2 protein-coding genes are annotated in these 2,445 nt (G+C 67.0%); one reads left to right on the top strand and one right to left on the bottom strand.

Going from position 1 to position 2,445, the window contains the following annotated elements:
- Positions 1-12: 12 nt before the first annotated feature.
- Positions 13-900, bottom strand: coding sequence for a LysR substrate-binding domain-containing protein (locus EN738_RS33580; RefSeq protein WP_127287289.1), 888 nt, complete (start codon positions 898-900; stop codon positions 13-15).
- 82 nt (positions 901-982) lie between these two features.
- On the opposite strand from EN738_RS33580, the gene EN738_RS33575 reads away from it, so the two are divergent.
- The coding region (locus EN738_RS33575; RefSeq protein WP_127287288.1) for an amidohydrolase at positions 983-2,445 on the top strand (1,463 nt) is incomplete at its 3' end.

Raw genomic sequence — 2,445 nt, 5'->3', positions numbered from 1 at the left:
CGAGGGGGGAGACTAGAGCCTGTTCTCCGACAGCTTCGACCTCAGCCAGCCGCTGAACGCATTCAGCACCGGATGCCCGGCCTTCGCATGCTCGAAGACCAGGAAATAGGAGCGCGGCGAGGGGATCGCTGTGTCGAACGGCTTGACCAGGCGGCCTTCGCCCAGCGCCCGGCGGCCGGTCAGCTCGTCGCCCATGGCGATCCCCTGGCCGGCGATCGCCGCCGAGAAGACGAGGTTCATGTCGGAAAAGAAGATGCCGCCTCCGGTGTCGGGGTGCTCCGCCTTGGACAGCGCCAGCCAGCGCGCCCAGTCCTCGGTATCGCCGAGATGCAGGAGGTTGGCGCGCAGCACGTCGGCGGGTTTGGAAAAACCGCCGACCTTGTTGAGCAGCGTCGGGCTGCAGAGCGGGGTGAACGAGATCTCGCACAGAAGCTCGGCCGCGCGGTTCGGCCAGTTGCCGACACCGAAGGCGATGAAGGCGTCGGCGTCGGGATTGCTGACGTCGTCGAGCCGCCTCGGCGTCAGGATGTGCAGCGCGACATCCGGGTACATCTGCCGGAACTCGCCGATATGGGTGCAGAGGAACAGCGACGCGAAGCCAGGCGTGCAGGAGACGGCGAACGAGCCGCCGACGCCGGTGCCGGCATTGCGCCCCACAGCGTCGCCGAGAACGGTCAGCGCCTTGCGCACGTCGCTGGCGTAGCGCTGGCCGCGCGGGGTGAGCGCCACTCCCTTGCCGATGCGCTCCAAAAGGTCGAAGCCGAGGTCGCGTTCAAGCAGGCGGAGCTGGTGCGAGACGGCGCTGCGGGTGAGGTGCAACTCGTCGGCGGCGCGCCACACGCTGCCGTGACGGGCGAAGCTGTCGAGGGCACGCAAGGCTTGTGTGGATGGTATGCGCAAGGGACCTCAGGTGAACCGAATTTGCACGAGCCGGGAAAACATATCACTTTTTGAAAAGCCGCTTCACTGCTTTCTTCTCACCATGGAGCAACCGGCGACGACATCGGCGCAAGCGACCGCGCTTGCCTGCCTCGACGACATCCAGCCGTCACTGTCGGCATGGACGCGCACCATCTTCGACTTCGGCGAGACCGCCTGGCGCGAGTACCAGTCGGCCGCCTGGTATGTCGAACGCCTGAAGCGCGAAGGCTTTTCGGTCGAGCAAGGCTCGAGCGGCATGCCGACCGCCTTTTGCGCCCACTGGACCAACGGCGCCGGCCCAACCGTCGGCATGTATGCCGAGTACGACGCCGTGCCCGGCAACTGCCAGGATGCGGCGCCGGTGAAGCGACCGCGCCCAGGCCTCGGTGTCGAGGCCGGCGGCCACACCGATCCGCATTCGGGGCTAGGCATCGCCAGCCTAGGCGGCCTGCTCGCCACCAAGGCGGCGATGCAACGCCACGGCATTCCAGGCACTTTGCGCTTCACCGGCGAGCCGGCCGAGAAGGTGAGGGGCTCGAAGCCGATCCATGCCGCCAAGGGCTACTATGACGGCCTTGCCGGCATGATCTCCTTCCATCCTTTCTACATGCTGCCGCTCTGCAACACCGCGCGCTGGGACACCCATTGCGGCGCCGCTTACGCGATGATCTATCGCTTCATCTGCGACGAACCGGAAAATTGGGTTCGCGCAGGCGATGGCGCTCCCATCCCGCAGGCGCATTCGGCGGTGAGGGCGCCGGGCGCAAACGACGCGCTGATGCTGATGTACATGGCTTCCAAGACGCTGCGCGATTCCATGCTGCCGCACCAGGGCGGCTGGTCGATCAGCGAGGCGATCCTGACCGCGGGGCAGGCGACCGCCGACAATCTGCCGGCTGGACTAGCCGAGATCCAGTACATGATCCGCGTGCCGACCATTGCCATGGCCGAGCAGGTCACCGCCGTACTCGACCGCAACGCGGAGGCGGCGGCGACGATGAGCGGCTGTCGCCACGAGCGCCATTGGGTGTCGAAGTCGCGGCCAGGCCTCGCCAACCATGCCATGGCCGAGATCACCTACGCGGCGCTTTCGACTGTCGGTCCGCCGCGCTGGGACGAAGAAGCGAGAGCCGTCGCTCGGGAAATCCAGGTCAATGCCGGCGGCGTCGCGACCGAAAACCCTTTCATCGACGAGCTGGAGCGGCTGATTTCGCCACGGGAGGCCGAGGCGATCCTGCGTCGCGATCTGCCGCCTTCGCAGGTCAACTCGACCTCCGACGATTACACCGACATGAGCTGGCATGCGCCGACGGCGCGTTTCTATGTGGCACGCCCGGCGCTGCGCTCGGCAAACGGCCGTGCCTGGCCAGGCTGGGTGATGAACGCGCTGGGCGGCATTGCCGCGGCGATCGACCCGATGGTGACCTGTGCTTCCAAGACCGTCGCGCTGACGGCGCTGCGCCTGCTCGAGGACAAGGCCGCGCGCGATGCCGCCATGGACGAGTTCGTTGCCCGCACCGGCGG

The organism is Mesorhizobium sp. M4B.F.Ca.ET.017.02.2.1 (assembly GCF_003998955.1).
GTDB lineage: Bacteria > Pseudomonadota > Alphaproteobacteria > Rhizobiales > Rhizobiaceae > Mesorhizobium > Mesorhizobium abyssinicae.
The sequence above is the reverse complement of the archived record's forward strand: the minus strand, read 5'-3'. Positions and strand labels throughout refer to the sequence as shown.